Consider the following 26,377-nt stretch of genomic DNA (forward strand, 5'->3'; position numbering starts at 1 on the left):
GGACCGGCATGGCGGTCAGACGGATGGACAACGTCCTGGTGGTCGTCGAGGACCTCGACGCCGCCGTCGCCTTCTTCGTCGAACTCGGCCTGGAACTGGAGGGCCGGGGCCCGCTGGAGTGGAGCGGGGCCGAGCGCGTCATCGGCCTCCGCGACGTCCGGCAGGACGTGGCCATGCTGCGCGTCCCCGGCGGGCACGGCCGGGTGGAGCTGGTGAAGTTCCACCGGCCCCGGGCCCTCGCGCCCGAACCGCGGGACGCCCCGGCGAACACGCTGGGCCTGCGCCGGATGATGTTCGCCGTCGACGACCTCGACGACCTGCTGGAGCGCCTGCGGGCCCACGGCGCCGAACTCGTCGACGAGGTCGTGCGCTACGGGGACGTCTACCGGCTCTGCTACGTCCGCGGCCCCGAGGGCGTCGTGGTCGGACTCGCCGAGGAGCTCGGCTGAACGACCGCCCCGACCGGCCGCTCCGACCCGCCGCCGACCCGCCGCCGGAAAATCGGAGGATTCGACCGTTGCCGACAGGTCAGACTGGGCCCGTGAACACTGATCGCCACCCGCTGTGGCAGCCCTTCTCCGAGACCGCCACCCACCGCCCGCTGCACCCCCGCGACGGGCAGCGGCCCGCGCCGGTCACCGCGTCGCCCTTCCTCGAACCGAGCCCGGCGACCACCCGGCGGCCCGTGGAGCCCCACCCGGCCGCCGCGTCCCCGAACGAGTGACCCCCCGGGGCCCGGGGCCCGCTCACCCGCCCGGCCGGGCGCCCCGCCCGGCCGCCAGGTCGGCCAGCACCTCGCGGGCGGCCCGCGCCCCCGACGCCAGCGCGCCCTGCACCGAACCGGTCGCCCGGTGGTCGCCGCACACGTACCGGCCCGGCGCCCAGCGGCTGCCGCGGGTCAGCGGGTGCGGGGCGGGCATCGCGGGCAGCGCGCCCGGGATCCGGTACGCGGCCAGCGGCTCCCACCCCGAGGTGTCGCAGCCGTACAGCTCCGCCAGCCGCAGCCGCACCGCCCGCTCCCCGGCGTCCGTGCCGAGCACCGAGGTGGACACCAGCGAGCGCCCCGGCGGCGCGCAGCCCGGCACCACCTCCGACAGCACCACCGAGTTCAGCAGCCGCCGCCCGCCGTCCACCAGCAGGGTCGGTCCGGCCGGCGGGCGGCGCTCCGCGGCGTGGTAGAAGGTCGTCACCGCGCGGGTCGGCGGCACCGGCAGACCGGGCAACAGTGCCGCGGCCGCCGCGGGCTCGGTGGCCACCACCACGCAGCGCGCCGCCAGCTCCCGGCCGTCCGCCCGCAGCAGCCCGCCCCGGTGCACGGACGCCACCGGCGCGTCCAGCTCCAGCACCCCCGGGGGCAGCAGCGCGGCCAGTGCCGTCGGGACGGCCCCGATGCCCGCCGCCGGGAGGGCGAGCGTCCCGCGGACCATGCTGCGCCAGTACAGGTGGAACACCCGGGCGGAGGTGGTCAGTTCGTCCTCCAGGAAGACGCCGGCCAGGAACGGGCGCAGCACCCCGTCGACGGTCGCCCGCGACACGCCCGCCGCGCGCAGCGCCGCCGCCGTCGGCACGTCGCGCCCGCGGCGCAGGGCCGCGGCGGGCAGCAGGGCGTCGCGCGCGGTCAGCGCGGCGAGCACCGCCGCGTCCCGGGCGGGGAGCACCCGCCCGCGCAGGAGGTCGCCCGCCAGGCCGGGGCGGCGCAGCGGGTCGACCACCCGACGGTGCCCGGCCGGGCCCGCCAGCACGAAGCCCGGCGTGAACGGGTGCAGGCGCAGCGGGCGCAGGGCCAGACGGCGCCGCACCTGCGGGTAGGAGGTGTTGAACACCTGGAAGCCGCGGTCCAGCCGGAAGCCGTCGCGCCGGTCGGTGCGCATCCGCCCGCCCACCGCGTCCGAAGCCTCCAGCAGTCGCACCCGCCACCCGGCCGCCGCGACGTCCAGCGCGCAGGCCAGGCCCGCCGCCCCGGCGCCGACCACCGCCACGTCCACCGCACCGCTCGCGTCCACCGCGCTCCTCCTGTCCTCGGTCCGTGCCCCGCCACAGGCGTTCGTACGGGTTCGGAGCCGGACCGGCGGACGGATGGGACCGCCCGCCGGTCCGGACCGCGGACTACCGTGGAGGGCATGGACGCGGAACGGGTGGACCTGCGGGAACGGCTCGGGGCGGCCCTGTTCGCCAAGGTGGCGGGGCCGGAGGGCCCCGCCGTCCGGCGGCGCATCCACGGCACCCCGGGGCCGCGCCCGTTCGGCCCGGACCGGCCGATCCGGCGGGTGCACGGCGACGCCGCGATGTTCGTCGGCGGGCTCGCCGCGCTGCTGGTCCAGTCGCTGCACCCGTCGGCGATGGCGGCGGTCGCCGCGCACTCCGGCTACCGCAGCGACCCGTGGGGCAGGCTCCAGCGCACCAGCACCTTTCTCGCCGTCACCACCTTCGGCACCGCCGACGACGCGCGGGCCGCCGTGGAGCGGGTCCGCGCCGTGCACGCCCGGATCCGCGGCACGACGGCCGCCGGGGTCCGCTACCGGGCCGACGACCCGCACCTGCTGGCCTGGGTGCACGCGGCGGAGACCGACAGCTTCCTGCGCGCCCACCAGGCGTACGGGGCCGCGCCGCTCGACCCGGCGGGCTGCGACGGCTACGTGGCCGACACCGCGGAGGTCGCCGCCGCCCTCGGCGTCGAGCGGCCGCCGCGCAGCCGCGCGGAGCTCGACGCGGTGCTCCGCTCCTACCGACCGGAGCTGGCCCGGACGGCCGAGGCCCGCGCGGCCGCCCGCTTCCTGCTGCTCCACCCGCCGCTGCCGTGGGCGGTCCGTCCCGCCTACGGCGCGCTGGCGGCCGCCGCCGCGGGCCTGCCCGCCCCCGAGCACCGCGCCCTGCTGGGCCTGCCGACCGACCGGCTGAGCGCCGCCGCGGTCCGCCCGCTCGGCCTGGCCGTGGTGCGGACGATCCGGTGGGCGATGCCGGTGCCCCGGGAGGCGGCCTGACCGGCCGGACCCGATCCGGAGGAATGTTTCCGGACAAGCCGGGCATACGGAACTCCGTCAGTGACGGAACGACCGGTCAGGAGGCCGCGATGGGCATGGGCGACAAGATCGAGAACGTCGGCGACAAGGCCAAGGGCACCGCCAAGGAGGCCGCGGGCAAGGCGGTCGGCAACGAGCGCCTGGAGGCCGAGGGCAAGGCCGACAAGGCCAAGGGCGACGTCAAGCAGGCCGGCGAGAAGGTCAAGGACGTCTTCAAGGACTGAGCGCAGCGTCCCACTGGAAGGGGCCCGGAACCGTCCACCGGTTCCGGGCCCCTCCGCTGTTCCCGCGCCACCGTCACAGCACGTCGCGCCGCTCCTCGATCACCACCTCGTCCACGCCACGCCCGCCCAGGTAGCGGCGGCGCCCCAGCACCCGCGCGTAGACCACCACGCCGATCAGGCCCGCCGCCATCAGGACGACGCCGACCACCGTGAGGTTGACACCCGCCAGGTGCCAGTGCACGCCGAACGCCAGGATCGCCCCGACCGCCAGCAGGATGATGCAGCCACCGAGCCCCATGATCGCCTCCGTCACCGTCTCGTCACGCCCCGGGACCGGGGCCGACCGGCGTCTACCCCCGACCGGCCGGAGGATTCCCGTCCCGCTCCCGGTCGCTGACGACGCGTCGGCCGCCCGGAGCGCTCAGGGGCCGTCGGGGTGCCAGGCGGCCAGCAGCACGGTGGCGTCGTCCCGCAGGCGGTCGCCCTGGTGCGCGGTGATCCGCCGGACGAGCCGGCGCAGCGCCTCGGGGGCGGGCAGGCCGTCCGCCATCGCCCGGGAGACCACCTCGACCAGCAGCTCCTCGCCGAACGGGGCCCCCGCCGCGTCCCGGCCCTCGGTCACCCCGTCCGAGTGCACCAGCAGCTGGTCGCCGGGCTCCAGGCGCGCGGTGTGGACGGTCGGCGCGGTGCGCGGCAGGCCGGCGGGCAGGCCCAGCGGCGGGTGGACGGGGCGCTCCAGGGCCCGGGCGAGGATGCGGCCGCGGCGGATCAGCAGGGGCGTCGGGTGGCCGCAGTTGACCCAGGACAGCACGCCGGTGGTGAGGTCGAGGTCGGCGATCACGCAGGTCAGCAGGCGGTCGGGGATCCACTGGGTCAGCGCGTCGTCGATGGCCCCCGCGATGTCGGCGAGGGTGCCGCCGGCCCGGCGGGTGGAGCGGCAGGCGGCCAGGGCGACGGCGCTGCAGCCCCCGGAGGCCAGGTCGTGGCCCATCGCGTCGACCAGGGTCAGGTGCAGGCGGCGGTCGGCCAGGTTGTGGTCGAAGGCGTCGCCGCCGATGTCGTAGGCGGGCTCCAGGACGGCGCTGGAGGTGACCTCGCGGCTGCCGATCGTGCGCGGCGGCAGGATCGCCCGGACGAGTTCGGCCTGCAGGGTCATCGCCCGGCGCCGCCCGGTGCGCACCAGCAGGTCGCTGAACGGCGTCTTGGAGGCGATCAGCAGCGCGGTCACGGAGGCCAGCGCCCGGCAGGAGTCGAGCAGGCCCTCGTCGAGGGCGGGCGCGGTGACCTGCAGCACCCCCAGGCGTCCGATGCCGTCCACGATCGGCACCCAGCCCACCGTGCCCGCGCCGGCCCCGGTGCCCGCGTCGCCGCCCGCGTTGCCCGCACCGGCGGCGCGCCCGGTGCGGTAGGCGCGCCCGGCCAGCGAGTTCTCCACGTCGAGCACCTCGGGGCCCGCGGGCCCGGTCAGGTGCGGCGCCTCGGGCGGGACGGGCAGCGCGGTCAGGCAGGTCTCCTGCACGTCGGCCAGGTAGATCCAGGCGCCGGTGAGCCCGATCCGCCGGGCCGCGTCCTGCACCAGCCGCGGGAGGTCCCGGGGCCCGGCCCGGTGCGAGTCCTCCAGCAGGCCGAGCACCGCGGCCCCGGCCCGCTCCTCGTCGTGGCGGTGCATCCTCGCTCACCTCCGCTGTCGGCCACCCCTCCGTCCGTTCCTACCCTCCCGGACCGCGCGGGCCCCCGCCCGCCGGGGCCGCGGGCCCGGGCGCTCCGGTCGCCGCTGAAAACCGTCATCGGTGCAGCCTTTGCCAAGGTGCGAGGCGGTGCGCTTCACTTCCCCGGGTCGAACGAGCGGACGGGGAGGGCGGAGCCATGGGCGCGGAGCACGACCACGGGCACGGAGACGGCGGCCACGATCACGGGCACGATCACGGGCACGGCGGGCACGCGCACGGGGTCGCGGCCGACGCCGACCGCCGCTGGCTGGCGACCGCGCTCGGGCTGATCTGCGCCTACATGGCGGTCGAGGTCGCCGTCGGTCTGGCCGCCGGTTCGCTCGCCCTGCTGTCGGACGCGGCGCACATGCTCACCGACGCGGCGTCGATCGTCCTCGCGCTGGTGGCGATGCGGCTGGCCGCCCGGCCCGCCCGGGGCGGGTTCACCTTCGGGCTCAAGCGGGCCGAGATCCTCTCCGCGCAGGCCAACGGGCTGTCGCTGATCCTGCTGGCGGCCTGGCTGAGCTACGAGGCGGTGCGGCGGCTGGTCAGCCCGCCGGAGGTGGCGGGCGCGCCGGTGCTGTTGACCGCGCTGGCGGGCATCGCGGTCAACGTGGTCGCCGCCTGGTGCCTCTCCCGGGCCAACCGCACCTCGCTGAACGTCGAGGGCGCCTACCAGCACGTGCTGAACGACCTGTTCGGGTTCGCGGCCACCGCCGTGGCGGGCCTGGTCGTGATGGCCACCGGGTACGCCCGGGCCGACGCGACCGTCTCGCTGGTCGTGGTGGTGCTGATGGTCAGGGCCGGATGCGGGCTGCTCAAGGAGTCCGGCCGGATCTTCCTGGAGGCGGCCCCCGCCGGGCTCGACCCGGACGCGATCGGCGACGCCATGGTCGGCCGCCCCGGTGTGGTCGAGGTCCACGACCTGCACGTCTGGCAGATCACCTCCGGCCAGACCGCGCTCTCCGCGCACGTCCTGGTCGCCCCGGACCGGGACTGCCACGCGGTGCGCGAGGAGCTGGAGCGCGACCTCGCCGACCGCAACGGCATCACCCACACCACCCTCCAGGTCGACCACGCCGCCGCCGAACTGCTCACCGTCGGCGCCGCCGCCCCGCGGGCCGCCGACGGCCACTGCGCCCAGCCGCACGGCGCGGTCCACCGCGGGGAGCCCCACCCGCACTGACCGTCAGCACCGTCCGTCCGCCGGTCCGATGGGGCCCGAACGAACTGACGCATCGTCAAGTTCCTTGCCGATTATCGGGTTTCGTTCATGTTTCATTTCCGGAATCCGACCCTCCGGCGCCGTCCCGCACCTAAGCTGGAACGGCACGGCGACCGGGCCGGGCACGGGCCGGGGAGGTGGGGATGACCGGACGCGGAACGACGCGGGGCGGGCGGCTCGCCGTCCTGCTGGCCGTCGCCCTCGCCGCGGTGCTCGCCGTCCTCACGGCCGGGCCCCCGGCGCAGGCGCAGCCCCGGGCGGCCCGTCCGGCCGCCGCCTCGGTCGCCGAGGAGCACCTGGAGTGCGCCCACCCGCACGAGGCGCCAGCCCCGGCGGGCCGCGGCACCGGGCGGCCGCGGGCGAACGGCGGCCCGCCCGTGCGCGGCGCGGCCCGCTCCGGGGGAGCGGACGCCGGGGAGCCGGGCGCGCAGACGTCCCCGGTGCCGGTGGCGGTCGTCGGCGGGTCCAGACCGGCCGCGCTGGCGCGCCTCCAGGTCTTCCGCTGCTGAGCGGGCCCGTGAGCTGACTGAGGACGGCGACGGGCCGGGGCCGGTCCGTCCGGACGCCGCCCCCGCCCGCCCTGACGACACGTCGGTTCGCTCCGTTGCCCTGACAGCAGCCCCCGTCCGGCCGCGGCCGCACGGGCGGAAGGAGACACCCATGCGCTCGTCCACGCACCACCACGTCCGCGCCCTCCCGCACCGGGAGGTCCGACCGCTGTGAACACCACCGACACCACCACCCGCCCCTCCGCCGCGCGCCGGGCGCTCGCCCACTGGCGCCAGGACCTGCCCGCCTCGCTGGTGGTCTTCCTGGTCGCCGTCCCGCTGTGCGTCGGCGTCGCCGTCGCCTCCGGCGTCCCCGCCGAACGCGGGCTGGTCACCGGCATCGTCGGCGGCCTCGTGGTCGGCCTGCTGCCCGGCAGCAGCCTCCAGGTCAGCGGCCCCGCGGCGGGCCTGACCGTCCTCGTGTTCGACGCCGTCCAGCGCTTCGGCCTCGGCTCGCTCGGCGTGCTGGTGCTCGCCGCCGGGCTGCTGCAGATCGCCATGGGCCTGCTGCGCACCGGCCGCTGGTTCCGGGCGATCTCGCTGTCCGTCGTGCACGGCATGCTGGCGGGCATCGGCCTGATCCTGATCCTCGGCCAGCTGTACGCCGTCTCCGGACGGACCGCGCCGGGCAGCGGCGGCGGGAAGATCGCCCACCTGCCCGCGCTGGCCGCCGACTGGTTCACCGGCCGGGCCGCGACCGCCGCGCTGCTGATGGCGGCCGCGACCGTCCTCCTGCTGACGCTGTGGAAGAAGCTGCCCGGCCCGGTCCGCGCCGTGCCCGCCCCGCTGGCCGCCGTCCTGCTCGCCGCCGCGGCCACCGCCGCGTTCGGCCTGGACGTGCCCCGGGTCGAGGTGGACGGCCTGCTGGAGTCCGTCGCCCCGCCCACCGGCGACGGCCTCGCCGCCGTCACCGGCGCCGCCGGGCTCGGCACCGTCCTCGCCCTCGCCCTGATCGCCTCCGCGGAGAGCCTGTTCAGCGCCGCCGCCGTCGACCGGATGCACCACGGGCCGCGCACCGACTACGACCGCGAACTCACCGCCCAGGGCATCGGCAACACCCTGTGCGGCCTGCTCGGCGCCCTCCCGATGACCGCCGTCATCGTCCGCAGCGCCGCCAACGTCCAGGCGGGCGCCCGCAGCAAGGCCTCCCGCGTCCTGCACGGCCTGTGGCTGCTGCTGTTCGCCGCCCTGCTGCCCGCCGTCCTCGGGCTCGTCCCGCTCGCCGTGCTCGGCGGCGTGCTGATCCACGCCGGGGCCAAACTGATCCCGCTGCGCCCGGCCGCCGCCCTGTGGCGCGGCCACCGCGGCGAACTCGCGGTCCTCGCCGTCACCACCACCGCGATCGTCCTGACCACCCTCTTCGAGGGCGTCCTGATCGGCGTCGCCCTCGCCGTCGCCAAGAGCGCCTGGCAGACCTCCCACCTGCACATCGACCTCACCGACAGCGGCCCCGGCGGCCCGCTGCGGATCCGGCTCAGCGGCAACGCCACCTTCCTGCGCCTGCCCCGCCTCCTGGACACCCTGGAGTCCCTCCCCACCGGCCGGGCCGTCGAACTCGACTGGACCGACCTGCGCCACCTCGACCACGCCTGCCGCACCGCCCTGCTCACCTGGGCCGGGCGGCACGCCGTCGACGGCGGCCCCGCCATCACCTGGGAACCCCCGCTCACCGCCGCCACCGCCGGAACCTGACCCGTCGCACCCCGGCCCCCGCGAGGGCCGGGGAACGGCCGGATCCCGCCCGGCCCGCCCCGCCCCGCTGACCGGCCCACCCGGCCCTGGTGGCGGGGCGGGGAGGGGGACGGGGCAGAATCTGCTGCGTCAGGATGTGGTCGGGGGTCGGTGAAAGGGCCGTGGAGTGCCGTACGTCGTCGTCAGCGCGCTCAGCCATGACGGGGTGGTCAGGGACCACAACGAGGACAGCCTGGTGCTGGGCCCGTGGACGCTGAGCGCGCTGTCCACCGACAGCCCGCAGTCGCTGGTCTTCCCGCTCGGCGGGACCCCGGTGGTGGTCGCCGTCGCGGACGGGCTCGGCGGCCACCCGGCGGGGGACGTCGCCTCCGCGCTGACCGTTCGCCACCTGGCCGCCGCCGGGCCGCAGTTGCGCACCGAGCAGGACGTCACCGAGGAGCTGCGGGCCTGCCACGCCGCCCTGCGCGAGGCCGCCGAGGCCGACCCCGCGCTGGCGGGCATGGCCACCACCGTGGCCGGGGCGGCCTTCGGGGCCGAGCACGTCCTGGTCTTCAACGTCGGCGACAGCCAGGTCTTCGAGATCACCCCCGACCGCGGCGACGGACTCGGCCTGCGCCAGCTCAGCACCGACGACAGCCCGCCCCCCGCGCCCGGCCGCCGCACCAGCCACCTGGTCACCCGCACCCTCGGCGGCCCCACCGCCCCCGAGGACCTCGACCCCCACCTGGTCCGGCTGCCCGTCGCGCCGGGCGCCCGCTACCTGCTGTGCACCGACGGCCTCACCGACCCGGTCGCCCCGGACGAGCTCGCCGCCCTGCTCACCGAGGCGGACGCCGAGGCCGACGGCGACGCGCAGGGCGACGACCAGCGGGCCCTGGTCGACCTCTGGCGCGCCGCGATCCGGGCCGGCGCCCCGGACAACGTCACCCTCGCCCTGGTCCGGATCGAGGACTGAGCCGGACCGAGGGCCGAGCCGCCGTCCTCAGCAGGGCCCGGGACCGGGCACGCCCACGAGCTTGCGCAGGAAGCGGTCGACCTGCTCCTCCAACGGCGGCCAGGGGTGGCCCGGCTGGTTGACCCGCATGGAGACCGCCCCGTGCACGGCCGCCCGCAGGTCGAGCGCGACGGTGGCGGCGTCGTCCGCGGGAGCCAGCCCGGCGTCCATGCAGGCCTGCACCGCCGCCGCCGTGCTGCGGCCCAGCTCCTCCTTGAAGGGCATCTCCGCGCGCTGGTTGAGGGTGCTCTCGTGGAGCACCTTGTAGAGCCCGGGGTGCCGGTGCGCCCAGGCGCCGAGGACGAGGGTCCGGGCGCGCAGCCGGGCCACCGGGTCGTCGGCGGCGGTGAGTTCGGCCCGCCGCACGGCGTCCGTCAGATCCCGGTGGCAGTGCTCCAGCGCGGCCAGGACCAGGGCGTCGCGATCGGGGAAGTGCAGGTAGACCGAGGTCGCGGCGACGTCGACCTCCCGGGCGACGGCGCGCAGGGAGAGTGCCTGGTCGTCGCCGAGCCCGTCGAGCATCCGGAGCGCGGCGGCCAGCACCTCGGCGCGCAGGCGGTCGCCCTGACCCCGGGGGTTGCGTCCGCGGGCGGCTCGGGTGCTCGGTGACTTGGCTTCCACGGTGGGTGATTGTATCCCTACGGCAGTTGCCCTACAGTCGTAGCGCTACAGCTGTTCACACATGAGGGGGAGCCATGTCGAGTGCACGACTCGAGGAGAACAAGCGGACCGTCCTGGCCTTCTACCGGGCGGCGATCAACGACAAGGACCACGCCGCGGCCGCCGCACTGCTCGGCGACCACTACGTCCAGCACAACCCCCGGATCGCCGACGGGCCGGACGGCCTGCGGGAGTTCGTCGAGACCCTGCGGACGAACTTCCCGCGGCTGCGCGCCGAGGTGCGGCGGATCTTCGCCGAGGACGACCACGTGGTCGCGCACGTCAGGGGCGTCCGGGTGCCGGGCGGGCCGGGGACCGCGATCGTCGACATCTTCCGGTTGGAGGACGGCCGGATCGTCGAGCACTGGGACGTCATGCAGCAGGTCCCCGACGAGGCCCGCAACCCCAACGGCATGTTCTGAGCACCCCGCGAGGTCGGCGGGATGACGCCGCGTCACCCGCTCCGCGAACTGACGGTGCGTCACCGCACGGCTCCGTCGAGGGTGGCAGGGAGGACTGTTCCCTTCCCCCTTTGCGAGGCGTGCGGTGTACCAGAACCAGTTGGCGCAGACCGGTGCGGGCGTGTTGGTGATCGGCGGGCTGACCCTGGCCGGGTGGTGGGTGGCGGCGGCCGCCGCGGCGCTGATCGCCGTCGGGGTGCTGTGCGTGCGGATCGGGTTCCGCCGTGGGCGCTGAGGGGGTGGGCGCTGAGGGGGTGGGAGCCGAGGCCGTGGGCGCCGGGAGCACCGGCGTCCTGACGGCCCGGCGGCGCAGGCCCGCGGTGCTGCTCGCCGTACTGGCGGGGCTGCTGGTGGTGGCGACGGTGCCGGCCGCGTACGGGCTGCGGGCCTGGAGCGTCGCGCTGGGCGCCGAGGACCGGTGGGCGCAGTGGATGTGGACGCCGCTGGCGGCCGCGCTGGTGCTGCAGACCGCGCTGTACCTGGCGGAGCGGCCGGTGCGGGCCGCCCCGGCGCAGCAGTGCGCCCTGGACCGGCTGGAGGTGGCGGTGCTGGTGCCGGTGTTCGACGAGGACCCCGGCTACCTGCGCTCGGCCCTGGCCGCGCTGCTGGAGCAGACCCGCCGCCCGCAGTCCGTCCACGTCGTCGACGACGGCTCCATCGTCGACTACCGCGAGGTGCGCGCGCAGTGGCTGCGCGCCGCCGCCGCGGCCGGGATCCGGACGAGCTGGCAGCGGCAGCCCAACCGGGGCAAGCGCCACGCCCAGGTCGCCGCCGTCCGGCACTGCCCCGGCGCGGACGTCCTGGTGACCGTCGACTCCGACGCCCACCTCGACCCGCACGCCCTGCACGAACTCCTCCAGCCGCTCGCCGACCCGCGGGTGCAGGCCGTCGCCGGGGTGGTCGTCGCGCACAACAACCGGCGCGGACCGATCAGCCGGATCGCCGACCTGTGGTACGTCACCAACCAGTTGGTGGACCGCTCCACGCTCTCCCCGCTGGGCGCGGTGGTGGTCTGCTCCGCTCGCTCGCCGCCTACCGCGCCGAGGTGCTCACCGACCACCTGGACGAGTACGTCGCGGAGCGCTTCGCCGGACGGCCCGTCACCTTCTCCGACGACTCGATGCTCACCTTCTACGCCCTGCGGCGCGGCCGGGTCGTGCAGCAGCCCACCGCGATCGTCTTCTCCGTCATGCCGGAGACCGTCGGCCACCACCTGCGCCAGTACCTGCGCTGGATGCGCGGCTCCACCATCCGCTCGCTGTGGCGGGTGCGCTACCTGCCGCTGTGCCACCCGGCGTTCCTCGCCCAGGTCCTGCGCTGGTACCAGCACCTGGCCGCCACCGCCGCGGCCGCCCTGCTGCTGGGCCACTCGCTGTACGGCGGGACGCCGCTCCCGCCGGAGCTGCTCGCCGTGCCGCTGCTGATCGTCTCCGGCCAGACCCTGCGCTACCTGACCGTGCGCCGCTCCGACCAGTCGCTGCGTTCGCAGCTCGGCACCCGGGCGCTGACCCCGCTCGCGGTCGCCTGGTCCTGGGCGGTGCTGCGGCCGGTGCGCTGGTACGCCACCGCCACCTGCCTGCGCACCGGCTGGGGCACCCGCCGCAACGGGCCCGAGGTCACCGCGGCGCCGGTCCGCTGAGGCCGGGGCGCCCCTGCCCGCCGAGGCCGGGGGACGGTCAGGACAGGCCGGGGGGGGACGGTCAGGACAGGCCGAGGGCGGGCAGGACGACGGACTCCACGTACCGGGTCAGGTACTCCGCGTCGGCGGGCCGTCCGGAGATCAGCGGCCGGATCCGCGTCACGCCGAAGATCATGCTCGGGACGAACTCCAGGGCCGGGTGGCCGACCGGCACCTCGCCCCGTTCCACCCCGCGCCGCAGCACGGCCTCCAGGGCCGCGACCTCGGGGGCGACCACGGTCTCCCGGACGGCGTCCCGGAGGTCGCTGTCGGTCATCACGGCGTAGCCGAGGGCCTGCAGCAGCGGGGTGTCCTGGTCGGACCAGGCTCCGGCCGCGGCGGCGACCAGGCGCAGGTCGCCGGCCAGCGAACCGGTGTCGATGCCCGCGCAGCGCGGCTGCCGGTCGGCGCGCAGGGCGGCCGCGACGAACCGGGCCTTGGTCCGCCAGCGCCGGTAGAGCGTGGACTTGCCGCACCGGGTGCGGGCGGCGACGCCCTCCATGGTGACGGCCTCGTAGCCGTGGGTGCGGACCTCGTCGAGCACGGCCGCGAAGAACTCCCGTTCGCGCTCGGAGCTGATCTTCGAGCGGGTCGCGGCGGGGGCGGGGTCCGGGTCCGGAGCGGGATCCGGGGCGGGGTGGTGCGTCATGCCTTCCCCATGGTGTCGGTGCGGTGGCAGGCGTATGTACACTACCGAAACGTATCGATACGCGTCCGTATCGATACGTCAGCGTATCGGCACTCGCAGGCGCGGGTCGTGCACGGCCCGCCGGTAAGGGGGGAGGGTTGCAAGCCCGCACCGGAGCCCGCGTCGCGGCTCGCACCAGGGCTCTCGTCGGGGTCCTCACGAGGTTCGGCACCGGAGGCGGGGTCAGGCCCCCGCTGCTGCGGGAGCTGCTGCTCGTCCTGGGGCTGTTCTCCGTCTACAAGTTCGGCCGTCGGATGGCCATCGGCCGCACCGACGCCGCCTTCCACAACGCCGACCGGGTCTGGAGCCTGGAGCGCACCGTCCACCTCCCGGGGGAGGGCGCCGTGCAGTCGCTGCTGCTGCACGACCACGCGGTGGTCCAGGCGGCCAACACCTACTACGCCACCGTCCACTTCCCCGCGACCGCGCTGTTCCTGGTCTGGCTCTACCTCCGCCGCCCCGCCCACTACCTGTGGGCGCGCCGGGTGCTGGCGGCCGTCACCTCGGTCGCGCTGGTGCTGCCGTTCACCTTCCCGCTGGCGCCGCCGCGGATGCTCGCCGCGACCGGGCTGCAGGACACCGGACGGCTCTACGGGCCCTCGGTCTACGGCCCGCCGGACGTCGACCGGATCTCCAACCAGTTCGCCGCGATGCCCTCGCTGCACTTCGGCTGGGCCCTGATGGTGGCCATCGGCCTGATCGCGGCCACCCGCTCGCGCTGGCGCTGGCTGTGGCTGCTGCACCCGCTGGTCACCCTGACGGTGATAGTCGGCACGGCCAACCACTACTGGCTGGACTCGATCGTCGCCACCCTGATGTTCCTGGTCGCCTTCACCTTCATCCGCGCCCCGAACCGCAGCCCGGCGCCCCCGACCCGTCCCGCGCCCCCGGACCGCCCGGTGCCAGGCCGTCCGGTCCCGCCCCGGAGGCCCGGCCCGGAAGCGGCCCTGGCACCCTGATCGCCATGACGACACCGGGACCGGAGCCCACCACCTCCGCACGGCGCGGCCTCGCCCTCCTCGGCGAGGCCGCGTGCCGCTACCGGGTGGACGGGATCCGCCCGGAGGACCTGCCGATGATCGCCGCCGAGGCGCTCGCGGCCGGACTGGACACCCCGACCCTGTGCGAACTCGCCGGACTGCCGCGCAACTCGGCGAGCGGCGACGTCCACGACGCCTTCGCCCAGGCGCTCGCCGAGTGCGGCCTCCCGCTGCCCGACCCGGTCACGGCCCGCCGCCACGCCCTGCGCAGGCTGGCGGCCGGGCTCGTCGACGGGACGGTCGACCCGGGGGAAGCGGCGGGGGAGGAGTGGTGGGAGGCGCAGACCGGCACCGCCGAGGAGCGGGCCTTCGTCGCCCTGATGCCCCAGTGCACCTGCTGCCTCGCCTACACCGTGGGGACCGACCTGCGGACCTGGACGGCCGAGCTGCGGGCCGCCGCCCGCGCCCTGACCGCCGCCGTCCCCGCCACCCCCGGCTGCTGACCCCCGCCCCGCCCGGCACCTCCACCGCGCGTGAGCCGAGGACGACGTTCCCCTGCCGGGAACGGACGAGCGGTGCCGCCGTGGCGTCCCACGGCGGCACCGCTCGGGTCGGACCGGATCGGCGTCGCCGCCGGAGGCTCAGGCCACCGCGGGCCGCGCCGCCTGCTCCTGCCGCTCCGGCTGACGGCGCAGCAGGCTGCCCAGCGCGAAGCTGCCCGGCCCGACGGCCGCGATCAGCAGGAACACCCAGCAGAACATCGCGGACGGCTCGCCGCCGTTCTGGATCGGCCACAGCGCGTTCTCCTGGTGCACGCTGAAGTACGCGTACGCCATCGAGCCCGAGCACAGCAGCGCGGCGGGCCGGGTGGCGATCCCGACCAGCACCAGCGCGCCGCCCACCAGCTGGATCAGCGCGGCCCACCAGCCGGGCCACTCGCCGACCGACGGCGCCTTGCCGTGGGGGCCGCCCAGGACGTTGAACAGGGTGGCCGCTCCGTGGCAGGCGAACAGCAGCGACACCACGATCCGGGTCAGGCCGAGCACGGTCGGCCGGGACCGATCGGCGAGTCGCGAGAGGTCTTCGAGCATGATGGGGACTCCTGGTGTGGGGACGGGGTCTCGAGCAGGTGCGGGAGCTGTCTGCGCCAGGGTGGTACATCGCCTGATTGAGCGGACTCCGACAATTCTGACGCACCATCAGCGGGCGGGCCAAGCTCTTGATCCTCTGAGAATCCTCTGAGAATCGCCCCCCCCGTTTGAGAGCGCGCGGGCCCCGATCGCGCCCCTCCCGGCGTTCCTCCCGGCGCCCCGACGACGGAATCCGTCGAGCGCCGCCGCCGTCCCTCCGGCTACGGTGCGGCGGTGACCAGCACCCACCCGCCGACCCCCGCCCGGGCGGCCACCCCCGCCGACCTCGACGCGATGGTCTCCACCCTCACCAGCGCCTTCTTCCACGACCCGCTCTGGGGCCCGGCCTTCCCCGACCCGTCCCGGCGCGCCGAACAGGCCGCGGTCATGTGGCGCCTGTACGCCGCCTCGGCGCTGCGCTACCCCTGGACCCTGGTCACCCCCGGCGCGGAGGCCGTCGCCGTGTGGATCCCGCCGGGCGGCACCGAACTCACCGCCCGGGAGGCCCGCGACCTCCCCGCCCTGCTCACCGCCGCCGCGGGCCCGGAGGCGGCCCGCGCGATCCTGGGCATCTACGACCAACTGGAAGCCGCCCACCCCGGCGTCCCCTGCTTCTACCTCACCCTCCTCGGCGTCCACGACGACCACCGCGGCCAGGGCCTCGGCATGGGACTCCTCGCCCGCAGCCTGGCCCGGATCGACGCCCTCGGCGCCCCCGCCTACCTGGAGTCCTCCAACCCCGCCAACCTCGCCCGCTACCGCGGCGTCGGCTTCGTCCCCCGCCAGGACGTCACCACCGCCACCGGACACACCGTCACCACCATGTGGCGCCCGGCCCGCTGACCGCAGGCCCCGGCGGGGGCGTCCGCCGGGGGAGTCGACCGCTCGACGACGCGTCGGCTTCCCCGGCACTTTGTTGTCATGTCACCCGAAGGACCGTCGGGTGGTCCATCCTGTTCGCTGACCGGCCGTCAGTTCGGGCCGCCCGACCGTCCAGGGGACCGCATGAACCTCCGCCGCACCGCCACCCTCACCGCCGTGCTCCTCGCCGCCTTCCTGCTGCCCGGCCGGCTCGGCGCCGTCGCCGACGCCGCCACCGCGGGGGAGCAGCCGTTCGCCTCGACCACCGGGGTCGGCCTGCACAACACCTACGACCCGGCGGCCTTCGGGCACCTCGCCGAGGCGCTGGACACCGGGACCTCGATGATCGAGCTGGACGTGTGGACCGACACCGTCACCACGGAGTGGAAGGTCAGCCACTCCAACCCGCTCGGGAACGCCAACAACTGCGTCAGCGCCGACACCCCCGCCCAGCTGTACGCGGGCGGCACCAACAAGAACCTGGAGAACTGCCTCGACGACGTCCGGGTCTGGCTGGCGGCGCACCCCGGGGCCGGGCCGCTGACCGTCAAGCTGGAGCTGAAGGGCGGGTTCGCCGCGAACCGGGGGATGGGGCCGACCGAGCTCGACGCGCTGATCGCCGCCCACCTCGGCGGCGCCGCCCTCCGCCCGGCCGAGCTGCTGGCGAAGCCGGGCGGCGGCAGCTACGCCACGCTCGACGACGCGGCCCGGGCCGGGAACTGGCCGAGCCGGGCGGCGCTGGCCGGGCGCGTCCTGGTGTACGCGATCCCCGGGACGGTCGAGGAGGGCAACCCCTTCGACACCCTGCACACCGACGTCGAGGAGGCCCGCCACCTGCGCGACCTGGCCGCCGCCGGGCGGATCGGCGAGGCCCGGGTCTTCCCCGCCGTGCACGGCGCCGCCGCGGGCGACCCGCGCACCGGCTACGCCGAGACCACCGTCCGCCCCTGGTTCGTGGTCTTCGACGGCGACGCCGCCGCGTACCTGAACGGCATCGACACCGCGTGGTACGACCAGCGGCACTACCTGCTCTCGATGACCGACGCGCAGAACGTCGCCCCGGCGATCAGCGCCACCGACCCCACGGCCGACCAGGCCCGGGCCCGAGCGGTCCAACTCGCCGCCGCCCACGCCACCCTGGTCTCCTCCGACTGGCGGCACCTGCCCGAGGTGCAGTCCCTGGTCCTGCCGCGCGGCTGACCCCGCGACGGGACCGGCCCGGCGGGTCAGCCGAGCGCGCGGGTCTCCGCCAGGACGCGCAGCAGGGCGGCGGGGTCGGCGCCGTCCGGGCCGGACAGGCAGAGGCGGTCGGCCAACGCGCCGTAACGGCGGCGCAGTTCGCGGGCGGCCTCGGCGGGCGGGCCGGTGACGGCGAAGGCGGACAGGACGGTGTCGTCCAGGGCCTCGCCCATCTCCTGCCAGCGGCCGCGGGTGGAGAGCCGGTGCAGCTCCTCCTGCAGGTCGCCCCAGCCGTGGGTCTCCAGGACCGGACGGTAGGCGGGCGTGGAGGCGTAGAAGGCGATCCGCTCCCGCACCAGGCGCAGGTTGGCCCGGTACTCCTCCTCGTCCCGCCCGGTGGCCACCAGCACGTTGGCGACCACCTCGAACGGGCGGGCGGTCCACGGCTCCCGGGCGGCCTCCGCCCGGGCCCGGGCCGCCCGGACGCCGGGCAGCACCTGCTCGGCGAGGTGCCGCGGCGTGCAGAACGGGTGGGCCAGGAACCCGTCGGCGACGGCCCCCGCCGCGGCCGTCATCAGCGGCCCGACCCCGGCCAGCAGCAGCGGCGGCGGGCCGGACGGCAGCGGGTCGGGCGCGAACACCGGCGTCATCAGGGTGTGCCGGTAGAACTCGCCGCGGAACGCCAGCCGTTCACCGCTCTGCCAGCTGTGCCAGATCGCCCGCACCGCCGCCACGTACTCCCGCATCCGCGCGGCCGGCCGGTCCCACGGCATGCCGAAGCGGCGCACCACGTGCGGCTTGACCTGGGTGCCGAGCCCGATCGCGGCCCGCCCGCCGGAGCTCTCCTGCAGCCCCCAGGCCTGGTACGCCAGCACCATCGGCGTCCGGGCGAACGCCACCGCCACGCCCGTGGCGAGCTCGATCCGGGAGGTCCGGTCGGCGGCCCGGGCCAGTTGCAGGAACGGGTCGTGCGAGGTCTCCGCGAGGCTGATCCGGTCGGCCCCGGACTCCTCGGCCAGCCGGGCCAGCTCGGGCGAGGCGGCGGGCAGGGCGGTGGCGGAGAGGTCGAGGCGCATCGCGGGTCCTCCTCGGGCGGCGGCGGTGACCGCCCGATGCTATGCGCCCGCGGGGCCCGGAGCCGCCCGCGGGGCCGCCACCGCGTCCCGGCCCTCCTGCTCCGCCAGGTACCGGGCCAGGCACTCGGTGACCAGCAGGTGGTCCTCCAGCTGCGGCAGGCCGGAGACGGTGACCGTCCCCACCATGCCGGTGCCCCGCACCAGCAGCGGGAAGGAGCCGCCGTGCGCGGCGTACCGCGCGGGGTCGAGGTCGAAGGTGCGGCCCTTGGCCCGGTGGCGTTCGCCCACCAGGTAGGAGGCCTCGCCGAAGCGGCGGACCACGGCCGCCTTGCGGCGGATCCAGTCGTCGTTGTCGGCGCTGGTGCCCGGCAGGGCGGCGTGGAAGGCGAGCTGCTCGCCGTGGCGGATGTCGACCGCGACCGGGAGGCCGCGCTCCAGGGCGGTGGCGACGATCAGCGAGCCGAGCCGCCAGGTCTCCGCCAGACCGGCTGCGGGGAGCTGCAACTCCCGGTGCTGGCGCTCCAGTTCGGGGATGCCCAGGCTCACGGCGCCACCACCTCGCCGGTGCGGGAGGAGCGCTGCGCCGCCTCCAGCACGCGCAGCACCGCCACGGCGTCGCCCGCGTCGACCGGGGAGGGCCCGCGGCCGCGCAGCGCCTCGGCCACGCCCGCGTAGTAGTCCTGGTAGCCGCCGGGCAGGGTCGCCACCGCCTCGACGGCGTCCCCGGCCCGCAGCGAGCCCCAGCGTTCGGGCGGGGAGACGCCCCAGCCCTCGTCCGCGGGGGTGCGGCCCGCGCGCAGCGCGTCCTCCTGGCCGTCCAGGCCGTGGACGACGTACGCGCCCCGCGAGCCCAGGACGCGGAAGCGCGGGCCGAGGTCGCCCGCGGTCGCGCTCATCCACAGGTGCGAGCGGGTGCCGTCGGCGTGGGTGAGGGCGACGAAGCTGTCGTCGTCGGCGGCGGCGCCGGTGCGGCGCGCGTCCAGCTCGGCGTAGACCCGCTCGGCCGGGCCGAACAGGAGCAGCGCCTGGTCGACCAGGTGCGCGCCGAGGTCGTAGAGCAGGCCGCCGGCCGCGGCCGGGTCGCCCGACTCCCGCCAGGCGCCGGTGAGTTCGGGCCGCCAGCGCTCGAAGCGGGACTCGAAGCGGTTGACCCGGCCGAGCCGGCCCTCGTCGAGCAGCTGCCGGACGGTGCGGAAGTCGCCGTCCCAGCGCCGGTTCTGGAAGACGCTGAGCAGCAGCCCCCGCTCCCGGGCCAGCGCGACCAGCCGCCCGCCCTCGGCGGCGGTGGCGGCGAGCGGCTTGTCGACCACGACCGGCAGTCCGGCCTCCAGCGCGGCGGCGGCCAACGGGACGTGGGTGCGGTTGGGGGAGGCGACCACCAGCAGGTCCAGGCCCAGCTCGGGCGCGGCGGCCAGCAGCGCGTCGGCGTCCGCGAACAGGGCGGCCCGCGGGTGCTCGCGGGTCGCCCGGGCGCGGCGCTCCGGGTCGGCGGTCACCACCGCGGCGAGGCGCAGGCCCGGGGTGGTGCTGATCAGGGGCGCGTGGAAGACGGCACCGGCGAGGCCGTAGCCGACGAGTCCCACGTTGAGGGGCGAGGAGTCCATGCGCCAAGTTAAACAACAGTGTGGACTAACCGGCAAGCTCCCATAATCGACAGGTGACCACCGACCCGCCCGCCCCGCTCGACCCCGGCGCCCCCGCCCCGGCCTCCTCGCCCGGCGCCCTCAACCTCGCGCTGCTCCGCGACCGCAACGACGCCGCCGTGCTGCGCGCCGTCCGCGCCGCCCGGGACGGCACCAGCCGGGTCGAACTGGCCGTCCGCACCGGCCTCACCGCCCAGGCCATCAGCAAGATCACCGCCCGGCTGCTCGCCGACGGCCTGCTCACCGAGGCGGGCCGCAGCCACGTCGCGGGCCGCAGCGGCAAGCCCCGCACCCTGCTCCGGCTCGTCCCGGACGCCCGCTCCGCCCTCGGCGCCGAGATCGGCCGCCGCGAGCTCCACCTGCTCCGCACCGACCTCACCGGCGCCGTCGTCGCCCGGGCCCGCACCCCGATCGACCCGGACGGCGAGCCCGGCCCGACCCTGGACCGGCTGGCCGCCATGGTCCGCGAACTCACCGCGGACACCGGGGGCGGCCGCGTCCTCGGCCTCGGCCTGGCCTGCCCCGGCCCGCTCGACACCCGCGACGGCATCCTGCACCAGGTCACCGGCATGCCCCGCTGGCACGGCCTGCACCTGCGCGAAGCCGTCCAGGACCGCACCGGGCTCCCGGTCCTGGTCGAGAAGAACACCACCGCGGGCGTCCTCAGCCGTCCCGGCCCCGACCACCGCGCCTTCGTCTACCTCGGCGACGGCGTCGGCGCCGGACTCGTCCTCGGCGGACGGGTCCAGCGCGGCGCCCGCACCAACGCGGGCGAGTTCGGCCACCAGTGCCTCGACCCGGACGGCCCGCCCTGCGCCTGTGGCGCCCGCGGCTGCCTCGAAGCCCTCTGCCTCGCCGCCCTGCGCACCGGCCGCACCGACCGGGCCGCCGCCGTCCTCGCCCTCGGCGTCGCCAACCTGGTCCGCCTCCTCGACGTCGAGGAGGTCACCCTCGGCGGCGCCACCCTGCTCGGCGACCCCGAACCCTACGAGGCCGCCATCCGCACCGCCCTCGCCGCCCGCCTCCCCGACCCTCACTGGCAGCGCGTCACCCTCGCCCGCGCCACCGCCCTCGCCGTCCCCCAGGGCGCGGCCGCCCTCGCCCTGTCCCGCCTCTTCGGCTGACCGCCCCGCCGCTCCCGGCGCCGCCTCCCGCACCCGCCCCGCCCCCGGGCCGTACCGTCGAAGCCGACACCGAGGAGGGCTCCGATGCGCCACGTGACCTATTCGATGGGCGTCTCGGCCGACGGCTACGTCACCGGGCCGGACGGCGAACTGGACTGGGGCTTCCCCGACGAGGAGGTCTTCCGCCACGCCACCGAGGAGGTGCGGGGGGCGGGTGTCCACCTGATGGGGCGGCGGCTGTACGAGACGATGCTCGTCTGGGAGAGCATCGACCAGGACCCCGCGCTCGCCTTCCCGACCCACGAGTTCGCCGCGCTCTGGAGGGCGCTCCCCAAGGTGGTCTTCTCCACCACCCTGACGACGGTGCGGGGCAACGCCCGGCTGGCCTCCGGCAGCCTCGCCCAGGAGATCGCCCGGCTGCGCGCCGAACCGGACGGCGGCGACATCGCGATCGGCGGCGCCACCCTCGCCGCCGAGGCCGCCGCCGCCGACCTGATCGACGAGTACCGGCTCCGGATCCACCCCGTCCTCCTCGGCGGCGGCACCCCGTTCTTCCCCCGGCACGGCCGCCGCGTCACCCTCGACCTGGTCGAGAACCGCCCCCTCGGCGCCCGCGTCCTCCACCACCGCTACCGCGTCGTCCGCTGACCGGTCCGCCGGTGCGGAGGAGGGCTCAGGTGGCGGGGACGGCCGTCGGGACCGCTTCCGTCCCCGGCTCGGCCTTCTTCCGTCCGGGCGTGTGGTGGAACAGCAGGTTCAGCAGGAACGCGGTGACCGTCGTGCTGGTGATGGCGCTGCCGCCGATGATCTGCACCCAGGTCGGGAAGGCGTGGTAGATGGACGGTGCCACGACCGGGAGCATGCCCGCGCCGATCGACACGGCCACGATCAGCAGGTTGCCGGTGCCCTCGAACTCCACCTTGCGCAGGGTGCTGATGCCGACCGAGGTGACGGTGGCGAACATGACCAGGCCCGCGCCGCCGACGACCGGGCCGGGCAGGGAGGCGACGACCTCGCCGAGCTTGGGGACGAGGGCGAGGACGAGGAGGACGCCGCCGGCGACCGCGGCGACGTACCGGCTGCGGACCTTGGTCATGCCGACCAGGCCGACGTTCTGGGCGAAGACGGTGTCCAGGAAGCCGTTCATGACGCCGCCGAGGACACCGGAGACGCCGTCGGCGGCCAGGCCGCGCGCCAGGTCCTGCCGGGAGAGCGGGCGGCCGGTCATCTCGCCGACGGCGAGCATGTCGGCGGTGGACTCGGTGAACGTCACCAGCATGACCACGCACATCGAGATCACGGCCGCGATCGGGAAGTGCGGGGCGCCGAAGTGGAAGGGCGAAGCCAGGCCGAACCAGTCGGCGCCGCCCACGGAGGAGAAGTCCGTCAGGCCCATGGGAACGGCGACCAGGGTGCCGACGACCAGGCCGAGCAGGACGCCGAGCTGGGAGAGGAAGCCGCGGGTGAAACGACTGACCAGGACGATCAGCAGCACGATGCCGCCCGCCAGGGCGAGGCGGCCGGGGGCGGCGTAGTCCTCGGCGGTGGAGTCGCGGCCCGCGATCAGCCCGGTGGCCACCCCGATCAGCGACAGTCCGATGACGGTGATGACGGACCCGCTGACCAGGGGCGGGAAGAACCGCACCGCCCGGGCGAAGGGCACCGCGACGAGCAGGCCGAAGACACCTGCGGCGATCATCGAGCCGTAGACGGCCTGCACGCCGTACTCGCCCGCGATCAGGATCATCGGGGTGACGGCGCTGAACGTGGCACCCGCGACGACGGGCAGCCGTACGCCCAGCACCTTGCCGACGCCCAGGGCCTGGAGGAGCGTCACCAGGCCGGCCACCAGCAGGTCGGCGTTGATCAGCAGGCCGACGGTGGAGGTGCCGAGGCCGGCGGCGCCGCCGAAGACCAGCGGGACGGTGACGCAGCCGGTGTACATCACCAGCACGTGCTGGAGACCGAGCAGGCCGAGCCGGGCGGGCGGCAGGACCTCGTCGGCCGGGTGCCGGGCGGACACGGTCGGGGGCTGGGGCGCGGACGCGGGTGCGTCGGGGGCCTGGGACACGGGAAGCCTCCGAGGGCGAAGCCGAGTTGGGGATGAGGCCCGATCGACCGGATCGGCGAGGTCAACTTTTTGTTGAATTGATTGCGCCCGCGTTTCCGCGGACGAACGGCGGTGTTGCTCTTGCGGTGGCCACCGCCTCCGCGAGCACCCGCCCTGCCGCGACCTCCGCCGTCCACGCCCGCAGGAGTGGCCCCAACTGCCCTCCTGCACCCGTCCGTCCGGAGCGGCCACCCCGGTCCGCCGGGCGTAGGCGGGAGGCCCTGTTCACCGCTTCGGTCCCTTGCGGGGCGGCTTCCCGCCCTTCTCCGCCTTCTTCCCGCTGTCGGCGTGGGGCGCCGCCGCCGGGGCGGTCTTCGGGTCGGGTCCGGGCCGCGCTGCGTCCTGCGGGGCCGACCCGGCGGGCGTGCTGGCGTCGGCGGTGCTCGCCGTCGGTGTCGGCGCCGGCGCGGTGGAGGGCGTCGGCGCGGGGGAGGGGGTGGAGGTGATCGCGGGCTGCGGGGCGGGCGGTGCCGCGGGGTGGCCGGTGCCGAAGGCCATGCTGCCGGCTCCGGCGGCGAGCAGCAGGCCGACCGTCCCCGCGGACAGGGCGACGCGCTTGCGCCGGGTGGTGCCCCGGCCCGCCGGGGCCTCGGGCCCGACGGTCGGGAGCCGCAGCGTCCGCGGGTCGAGCAGGTCCGCGCAGGCCGCGGCGGAGGGGCGCGCCGCGGGGTCGGTCCGGGTCATGGCGTGCAGGGCCCCGGCGAGCGGTGCGGGCGTGCCCGGGGGGACGGCGGGGGAGTGCAGCAGGCGGGCCACTGCCGCTTCCATGGGGCCGCCGGGATAGACGCGCCGACCGGTGAGGCACTCGATCAGCAGCAGGCCCAGCGCGTAGACGTCGGCGGGCGGGCGGGCGCCCTCGCCGCGGATCTGCTCCGGTGCCAGGTAGGCGGGGGTGCCGACGACGAAGCCCGTCCGGGTCGCGTCGGCGTCCTGGGCGTACTCGTCCCAGGGGTGGCGCGCGATGCCGAAGTCCGTGAGGCGGGGGGTCCCCGAGGCGTCGATCAGGACGTTGGACGGTTTGACGTCGCGGTGGACGACGCCGTGGGCGTGGACGAACGCCAGGGTGCGGGCGAGCTCCCGGCCGAGCCGGAGCGTGGCGGAGGCGGGCAGCGGTGACGCGCGCAGCACGTCGGCCAGCGTCGTCCCGTCCACGAGTTCCAGGACGAGGTAGGGGCGGTCGTCGGCGCTCCCGTGGTCGTAGACCTCGACCACGCCGTGGTGCCGGAGCCGGGCCAGCGTCCGGGCCTCGGCGGTGAACCGGCGGGCGAAGTCCTCGGGAGCGCCGCGGCGCAGCACCTTCAGCGCGACCTCCCGGCCCAGGTGGAGGTCGACGGCGCGCAGCACCTCGGCGGCGCTCCCCTGCCCCAGGGTGCCTTCGACCCGGTACCGGCCGGCGAACAGGGCCGTGTCGTCGATGCTCTCTACTGTCACGTTCATGCCACTCTCCGTTGCCGGACGGCCGACCCCACCGTGCAGGTGGGCCGTGGTCCGCTGGCGCGTACCCCCGATGGGCGGCGCGATGCCCGGCCCGGCCGGGATGTGCGCCACCGCCGCCGGTGCGGGTCGCCGTCCGGGGCCGGGAGCGCCCGTCTCCAACGCGACCGCCGCCGGCCGGGGGCTCGCGCACGGGCGCGCCCGGCCCTACCGGCCGCGGCGCAACGGCGAGGTCGAACGTCGGCGGCGGCGAGCACGTGGTCGGGCAGGTCGACGGTCCGCTGTCGAACCGGCGGGTCCGGGCCGTAGCCTGTCCCCCTGGGCCGATCGGCTCGGCGGGGGTGTCATGACCGGGGGTGGGGCTGTGAACGGGAGCGGTCGAGCAACGAGGGAGCCGGTCGCCGGGGAGCCGGTGTCCGAGGGCGGCGCGGCACCGGGGGCGGCGGGTTCGCCGCCCCCGCAGGCGCGCTGGTGGCGGCGCCAGCGGCGGACGGTCGCGTTCGGACTGCTCGCGCTGGCGGCGCTGCTCGTCGCGCTGGTCTACGCCGCGGCGCGAGCCACCCGGGACGGCGGACCGGTGGTCCTCATCGAGGGCTTCCACCACCCGCTGCCGTACGGCGCCGCGGTGCTGGCGCTGATCGTCCTCGCCGTCCTGGCCGGGTTCCGCTCCCGGGCGACCAGGACGCTGCTGCTGGTCCCGATCCTCGGCTGCGCGCTGCTGGCCTCGCCCTTCGCGCTGCTCGGCTTCGGCAGCGCGCCGCACAAGACCGCGGACCGGTCGGCCCCCGGACGCTCCGACCGCAGCCTGGTGATCCACGAGGGCAGCGCGGTGATCGACCCGCTCTGGTGGGTCTCGGTGGACGCCGGCTCCGGCCTGACCGCGCGGCGCTGGCCGGTCGGCTACTTCAACGGCGACGACCCCGACAACGCCCTGGCCTCGGCGCAGTGGGACGGTCCCGACCGGATCAAGCTGACCACCGAGGGCGGCGAGGTGTTCGTGGTGGCCCTCGACCCGGGGACCGGAAAGCCCGAGCGCCGGGTACGCATGGGCTGAAGGCCCGGCTCCGCAGTGGCGCGGAACGGTCCGAACGCCTCGGCCGCGCAGGCGACGTACGGTCAACGGCGGCTTCGGGGCTACGCGTTGAGGTCGGGCCCCGTCGTCGGCCGCTGGTCCGGGCCCTCCGGGGAGAGCGCAAGGGCCCTTTCCCCAGGGGAGTGACCACCGAGGCCTGCGGGAACAAGGGCCTCCAGTTCCAGGACGAGAAGAAGTGACGGACCCCGTGGACAACGCCCTCGAGCACCTCGGCCGCCTCCTCCCGCGCCCCGCCGGCGTCGAGCCCAAGGACTGGGACCTCGTCCGGCACCAGCTCGGCACCGACCTGCCCGGCGACTACAGGACGTTCATCGACACCTACGGCGGCGGTTGCGTCGACCACTACCTGTGGGTCCTGGAACCCGGCTGCGCGAACGCGTCCTACGACCTCGTCGACGCGGACGAGGAACGCGCCGAGGCCAACCAGTGGCTCTGGGACGGCGGCGAGGAGAAACCCGCGGAACTCGAAGGAGCCGACGCCCGCCTCGTTCCGTGGGCGTCCACCGACAACGGGGAGTTCCTCTACTGGCTCGCCCGGCCCGGCGAGGACCCCGACGAGTGGACCGTCATGGTCAACGAGGCCCGCGGCCCCCGGTGGGAGCACCTGGACATGGGCTGCACCCGGTTCCTCGCCGCCGTCCTCAGCGGCGACCTCCGCTCCGAGATCCTCTCCGACTCCTTTCCCACCGACCCCCACGCCTTCCTCCCCTCCGCCGACTTCGGCTAGGGAGCGTATTTGGTCGTGATCAAGGGGTGGTCCTGGTGAGGTCCTTGATCCAGATCATCGCGCCGCGAAGCTGGAGGCCGGCGAGGTAGCTCTCGGGCTTCTTGTCGAACCGGGTGGCGAT

Annotated in this window: 30 protein-coding genes and 1 pseudogene; 20 read left to right on the top strand and 11 right to left on the bottom strand. The window is 76.0% G+C overall.

Annotation, left to right across the window (positions count from 1 at the left end):
- The first annotated feature begins 8 nt into the window (after positions 1–8).
- Together ACFY00_RS23920 and ACFY00_RS23925 are read left to right on the top strand one after the other, a co-directional pair.
- A complete protein-coding gene (locus tag ACFY00_RS23920) occupies positions 9–449 on the top strand; it encodes a VOC family protein (protein ID WP_388033567.1) in 441 nt (146 codons plus the stop codon).
- A gap of 92 nt (positions 450–541) precedes the next feature.
- Positions 542–724 carry a hypothetical protein gene (locus ACFY00_RS23925; RefSeq protein WP_388033568.1) on the top strand — a complete coding sequence of 61 codons (183 nt, stop codon included), beginning with the start codon at positions 542–544 and terminating at the stop codon, positions 722–724.
- Between the two features lie 22 nt (positions 725–746).
- Here the strand turns inward: ACFY00_RS23925 and ACFY00_RS23930 are convergent, their stop codons facing one another.
- Positions 747–2,003, bottom strand: a complete 1,257-nt coding sequence (locus ACFY00_RS23930; RefSeq protein WP_388033569.1) for an NAD(P)/FAD-dependent oxidoreductase — start codon at positions 2,001–2,003, stop codon at positions 747–749.
- Between the two features lie 117 nt (positions 2,004–2,120).
- Between ACFY00_RS23930 and ACFY00_RS23935 the strand changes: the two genes are divergently transcribed.
- Together ACFY00_RS23935 and ACFY00_RS23940 are read left to right on the top strand one after the other, a co-directional pair.
- A complete protein-coding gene (locus ACFY00_RS23935) occupies positions 2,121–2,981 on the top strand; it encodes an oxygenase MpaB family protein (protein ID WP_388033570.1) in 861 nt (286 codons plus the stop codon).
- Positions 2,982–3,070: 89 nt separating this feature from the next.
- Positions 3,071–3,244, top strand: a complete 174-nt coding sequence (locus ACFY00_RS23940) for a CsbD family protein (protein ID WP_388033571.1) — start codon at positions 3,071–3,073, stop codon at positions 3,242–3,244.
- A 73-nt stretch (positions 3,245–3,317) separates the two neighbouring features.
- On the opposite strand, the gene ACFY00_RS23945 is transcribed toward ACFY00_RS23940, so the two are convergent.
- The gene (locus ACFY00_RS23945; protein ID WP_282204657.1) at positions 3,318–3,542 is read right to left on the bottom strand and encodes a DUF6458 family protein; all 225 of its coding nucleotides are present in this window, start codon (positions 3,540–3,542) and stop codon (positions 3,318–3,320) included.
- Between the two features lie 123 nt (positions 3,543–3,665).
- Positions 3,666–4,913 (bottom strand): PP2C family protein-serine/threonine phosphatase, encoded by a 1,248-nt coding sequence (locus ACFY00_RS23950; RefSeq protein WP_388033572.1) that lies wholly within the window; start codon positions 4,911–4,913, stop codon positions 3,666–3,668.
- A gap of 197 nt (positions 4,914–5,110) precedes the next feature.
- Here ACFY00_RS23950 and ACFY00_RS23955 point away from each other — a divergent pair, with 197 nt between their 5' ends.
- From ACFY00_RS23955 to ACFY00_RS23970, 4 genes are all read left to right on the top strand, one after another.
- Entirely contained in the window at positions 5,111–6,139 is a 1,029-nt protein-coding gene (locus tag ACFY00_RS23955) for a cation diffusion facilitator family transporter (protein ID WP_388033573.1), read from the top strand.
- Positions 6,140–6,321: 182 nt separating this feature from the next.
- Entirely contained in the window at positions 6,322–6,687 is a 366-nt protein-coding gene (locus tag ACFY00_RS23960) for a hypothetical protein (RefSeq protein ID WP_388033574.1), read from the top strand.
- 210 nt (positions 6,688–6,897) lie between these two features.
- A complete protein-coding gene (locus ACFY00_RS23965; RefSeq protein ID WP_388033575.1) occupies positions 6,898–8,418 on the top strand; it encodes a SulP family inorganic anion transporter in 1,521 nt (506 codons plus the stop codon).
- A gap of 166 nt (positions 8,419–8,584) precedes the next feature.
- A complete protein-coding gene (locus ACFY00_RS23970) occupies positions 8,585–9,373 on the top strand; it encodes a PP2C family protein-serine/threonine phosphatase (RefSeq protein ID WP_388033576.1) in 789 nt (262 codons plus the stop codon).
- Between the two features lie 27 nt (positions 9,374–9,400).
- Here the strand turns inward: ACFY00_RS23970 and ACFY00_RS23975 are convergent, their stop codons facing one another.
- On the bottom strand, positions 9,401–10,033 hold the full coding sequence (locus tag ACFY00_RS23975; protein WP_388033577.1) for a TetR/AcrR family transcriptional regulator: 633 nt from the start codon (positions 10,031–10,033) through the stop codon (positions 9,401–9,403).
- A gap of 74 nt (positions 10,034–10,107) precedes the next feature.
- On the opposite strand from ACFY00_RS23975, the gene ACFY00_RS23980 reads away from it, so the two are divergent.
- From ACFY00_RS23980 to ACFY00_RS23995, 4 genes and pseudogenes are all read left to right on the top strand, one after another.
- On the top strand, positions 10,108–10,494 hold the full coding sequence (locus tag ACFY00_RS23980; RefSeq protein ID WP_388033578.1) for a nuclear transport factor 2 family protein: 387 nt from the start codon (positions 10,108–10,110) through the stop codon (positions 10,492–10,494).
- 124 nt (positions 10,495–10,618) lie between these two features.
- Positions 10,619–10,768 (top strand): hypothetical protein, encoded by a 150-nt coding sequence (locus tag ACFY00_RS23985; RefSeq protein ID WP_388033579.1) that lies wholly within the window; start codon positions 10,619–10,621, stop codon positions 10,766–10,768.
- Between the two features lie 196 nt (positions 10,769–10,964).
- Positions 10,965–11,420 (top strand): annotated as a pseudogene (locus ACFY00_RS23990) (glycosyltransferase); the annotation flags it as partial.
- A gap of 158 nt (positions 11,421–11,578) precedes the next feature.
- Positions 11,579–12,172, top strand: coding sequence for a hypothetical protein (locus tag ACFY00_RS23995; RefSeq protein WP_388033601.1), 594 nt, complete (start codon positions 11,579–11,581; stop codon positions 12,170–12,172).
- Between the two features lie 61 nt (positions 12,173–12,233).
- Here the strand turns inward: ACFY00_RS23995 and ACFY00_RS24000 are convergent, their stop codons facing one another.
- The gene (locus ACFY00_RS24000; RefSeq protein WP_388033580.1) at positions 12,234–12,860 is read right to left on the bottom strand and encodes a TetR/AcrR family transcriptional regulator C-terminal ligand-binding domain-containing protein; all 627 of its coding nucleotides are present in this window, start codon (positions 12,858–12,860) and stop codon (positions 12,234–12,236) included.
- Between the two features lie 233 nt (positions 12,861–13,093).
- Here ACFY00_RS24000 and ACFY00_RS24005 point away from each other — a divergent pair, with 233 nt between their 5' ends.
- A complete protein-coding gene (locus ACFY00_RS24005) occupies positions 13,094–13,858 on the top strand; it encodes a phosphatase PAP2 family protein (protein WP_388033600.1) in 765 nt (254 codons plus the stop codon).
- A 5-nt stretch (positions 13,859–13,863) separates the two neighbouring features.
- Positions 13,864–14,382, top strand: a complete 519-nt coding sequence (locus tag ACFY00_RS24010; protein ID WP_388033581.1) for a hypothetical protein — start codon at positions 13,864–13,866, stop codon at positions 14,380–14,382.
- A 138-nt stretch (positions 14,383–14,520) separates the two neighbouring features.
- On the opposite strand, the gene ACFY00_RS24015 is transcribed toward ACFY00_RS24010, so the two are convergent.
- Complete coding sequence (locus tag ACFY00_RS24015) at positions 14,521–14,970, bottom strand: DoxX family protein (RefSeq protein WP_388033582.1); 450 nt, start codon at positions 14,968–14,970, stop codon at positions 14,521–14,523.
- A 273-nt stretch (positions 14,971–15,243) separates the two neighbouring features.
- Between ACFY00_RS24015 and ACFY00_RS24020 the strand changes: the two genes are divergently transcribed.
- Both ACFY00_RS24020 and ACFY00_RS24025 read left to right on the top strand, forming a co-directional pair.
- Positions 15,244–15,852 carry a GNAT family N-acetyltransferase gene (locus ACFY00_RS24020; protein ID WP_388033583.1) on the top strand — a complete coding sequence of 203 codons (609 nt, stop codon included), beginning with the start codon at positions 15,244–15,246 and terminating at the stop codon, positions 15,850–15,852.
- A 162-nt stretch (positions 15,853–16,014) separates the two neighbouring features.
- The gene (locus ACFY00_RS24025; RefSeq protein WP_388033584.1) at positions 16,015–17,070 is read left to right on the top strand and encodes a phosphatidylinositol-specific phospholipase C domain-containing protein; all 1,056 of its coding nucleotides are present in this window, start codon (positions 16,015–16,017) and stop codon (positions 17,068–17,070) included.
- A 26-nt stretch (positions 17,071–17,096) separates the two neighbouring features.
- Here the strand turns inward: ACFY00_RS24025 and ACFY00_RS24030 are convergent, their stop codons facing one another.
- The 3 genes from ACFY00_RS24030 to ACFY00_RS24040 are packed head-to-tail and all read right to left on the bottom strand — an operon-like array spanning position 17,097 to position 19,729.
- Positions 17,097–18,125, bottom strand: coding sequence for a TIGR03617 family F420-dependent LLM class oxidoreductase (locus tag ACFY00_RS24030; protein WP_388033585.1), 1,029 nt, complete (start codon positions 18,123–18,125; stop codon positions 17,097–17,099).
- Positions 18,126–18,164: 39 nt separating this feature from the next.
- On the bottom strand, positions 18,165–18,671 hold the full coding sequence (locus ACFY00_RS24035; RefSeq protein ID WP_388033586.1) for a heme-degrading domain-containing protein: 507 nt from the start codon (positions 18,669–18,671) through the stop codon (positions 18,165–18,167).
- A complete protein-coding gene (locus tag ACFY00_RS24040) occupies positions 18,668–19,729 on the bottom strand; it encodes a Gfo/Idh/MocA family oxidoreductase (RefSeq protein ID WP_388033587.1) in 1,062 nt (353 codons plus the stop codon). Before ACFY00_RS24040 ends, ACFY00_RS24035 begins: the two co-directional genes overlap by 4 nt.
- A gap of 53 nt (positions 19,730–19,782) precedes the next feature.
- Here ACFY00_RS24040 and ACFY00_RS24045 point away from each other — a divergent pair, with 53 nt between their 5' ends.
- Positions 19,783–20,892 (top strand): ROK family protein, encoded by a 1,110-nt coding sequence (locus ACFY00_RS24045; RefSeq protein WP_388033588.1) that lies wholly within the window; start codon positions 19,783–19,785, stop codon positions 20,890–20,892.
- Positions 20,893–20,976: 84 nt separating this feature from the next.
- A complete protein-coding gene (locus ACFY00_RS24050; RefSeq protein ID WP_388033589.1) occupies positions 20,977–21,540 on the top strand; it encodes a dihydrofolate reductase family protein in 564 nt (187 codons plus the stop codon).
- Positions 21,541–21,565: 25 nt separating this feature from the next.
- Here ACFY00_RS24050 and ACFY00_RS24055 read toward each other — a convergent pair whose 3' ends face one another.
- Positions 21,566–22,963, bottom strand: coding sequence for a nucleobase:cation symporter-2 family protein (locus ACFY00_RS24055; RefSeq protein WP_388033590.1), 1,398 nt, complete (start codon positions 22,961–22,963; stop codon positions 21,566–21,568).
- 264 nt (positions 22,964–23,227) lie between these two features.
- Complete coding sequence (locus ACFY00_RS24060) at positions 23,228–24,439, bottom strand: protein kinase (protein ID WP_388033591.1); 1,212 nt, start codon at positions 24,437–24,439, stop codon at positions 23,228–23,230.
- A 409-nt stretch (positions 24,440–24,848) separates the two neighbouring features.
- Here ACFY00_RS24060 and ACFY00_RS24065 point away from each other — a divergent pair, with 409 nt between their 5' ends.
- Positions 24,849–25,490, top strand: coding sequence for a hypothetical protein (locus ACFY00_RS24065; protein ID WP_388033592.1), 642 nt, complete (start codon positions 24,849–24,851; stop codon positions 25,488–25,490).
- Between the two features lie 226 nt (positions 25,491–25,716).
- Positions 25,717–26,256 carry an SMI1/KNR4 family protein gene (locus ACFY00_RS24070; protein ID WP_388033593.1) on the top strand — a complete coding sequence of 180 codons (540 nt, stop codon included), beginning with the start codon at positions 25,717–25,719 and terminating at the stop codon, positions 26,254–26,256.
- Positions 26,257–26,377 lie beyond the last annotated feature (121 nt).

Origin of the sequence: Kitasatospora sp. NPDC001540, from assembly GCF_042894345.1 — a bacterium.
In the GTDB taxonomy this organism is placed as follows: domain Bacteria; phylum Actinomycetota; class Actinomycetes; order Streptomycetales; family Streptomycetaceae; genus Kitasatospora; species Kitasatospora phosalacinea_C.

Excerpts from the sequence above, each read along its gene's own strand:
- ACFY00_RS24030 (WP_388033585.1), bottom strand. The coding sequence starts at position 18,125 with ATGCGCCTCGACCTCTCCGCCACCGCCCTGCCCGCCGCCTCGCCCGAG.
- ACFY00_RS23935 (WP_388033570.1), top strand. The coding sequence starts at position 2,121 with ATGGACGCGGAACGGGTGGACCTGCGGGAACGGCTCGGGGCGGCCCTG.
- ACFY00_RS24040 (WP_388033587.1), bottom strand. The coding sequence starts at position 19,729 with ATGGACTCCTCGCCCCTCAACGTGGGACTCGTCGGCTACGGCCTCGCC.
- ACFY00_RS23950 (WP_388033572.1), bottom strand. The coding sequence starts at position 4,913 with ATGCACCGCCACGACGAGGAGCGGGCCGGGGCCGCGGTGCTCGGCCTG.
- ACFY00_RS23920 (WP_388033567.1), top strand. The coding sequence starts at position 9 with ATGGCGGTCAGACGGATGGACAACGTCCTGGTGGTCGTCGAGGACCTC.
- ACFY00_RS23945 (WP_282204657.1), bottom strand. The coding sequence starts at position 3,542 with ATGGGGCTCGGTGGCTGCATCATCCTGCTGGCGGTCGGGGCGATCCTG.
- ACFY00_RS24060 (WP_388033591.1), bottom strand. The coding sequence starts at position 24,439 with ATGAACGTGACAGTAGAGAGCATCGACGACACGGCCCTGTTCGCCGGC.
- ACFY00_RS23940 (WP_388033571.1), top strand. The coding sequence starts at position 3,071 with ATGGGCATGGGCGACAAGATCGAGAACGTCGGCGACAAGGCCAAGGGC.
- ACFY00_RS24010 (WP_388033581.1), top strand. The coding sequence starts at position 13,864 with ATGACGACACCGGGACCGGAGCCCACCACCTCCGCACGGCGCGGCCTC.
- ACFY00_RS23955 (WP_388033573.1), top strand. The coding sequence starts at position 5,111 with ATGGGCGCGGAGCACGACCACGGGCACGGAGACGGCGGCCACGATCAC.
- ACFY00_RS24025 (WP_388033584.1), top strand. The coding sequence starts at position 16,015 with ATGAACCTCCGCCGCACCGCCACCCTCACCGCCGTGCTCCTCGCCGCC.
- ACFY00_RS23980 (WP_388033578.1), top strand. The coding sequence starts at position 10,108 with ATGTCGAGTGCACGACTCGAGGAGAACAAGCGGACCGTCCTGGCCTTC.
- ACFY00_RS23960 (WP_388033574.1), top strand. The coding sequence starts at position 6,322 with ATGACCGGACGCGGAACGACGCGGGGCGGGCGGCTCGCCGTCCTGCTG.
- ACFY00_RS24015 (WP_388033582.1), bottom strand. The coding sequence starts at position 14,970 with ATGCTCGAAGACCTCTCGCGACTCGCCGATCGGTCCCGGCCGACCGTG.
- ACFY00_RS24000 (WP_388033580.1), bottom strand. The coding sequence starts at position 12,860 with ATGACGCACCACCCCGCCCCGGATCCCGCTCCGGACCCGGACCCCGCC.
- ACFY00_RS24050 (WP_388033589.1), top strand. The coding sequence starts at position 20,977 with ATGCGCCACGTGACCTATTCGATGGGCGTCTCGGCCGACGGCTACGTC.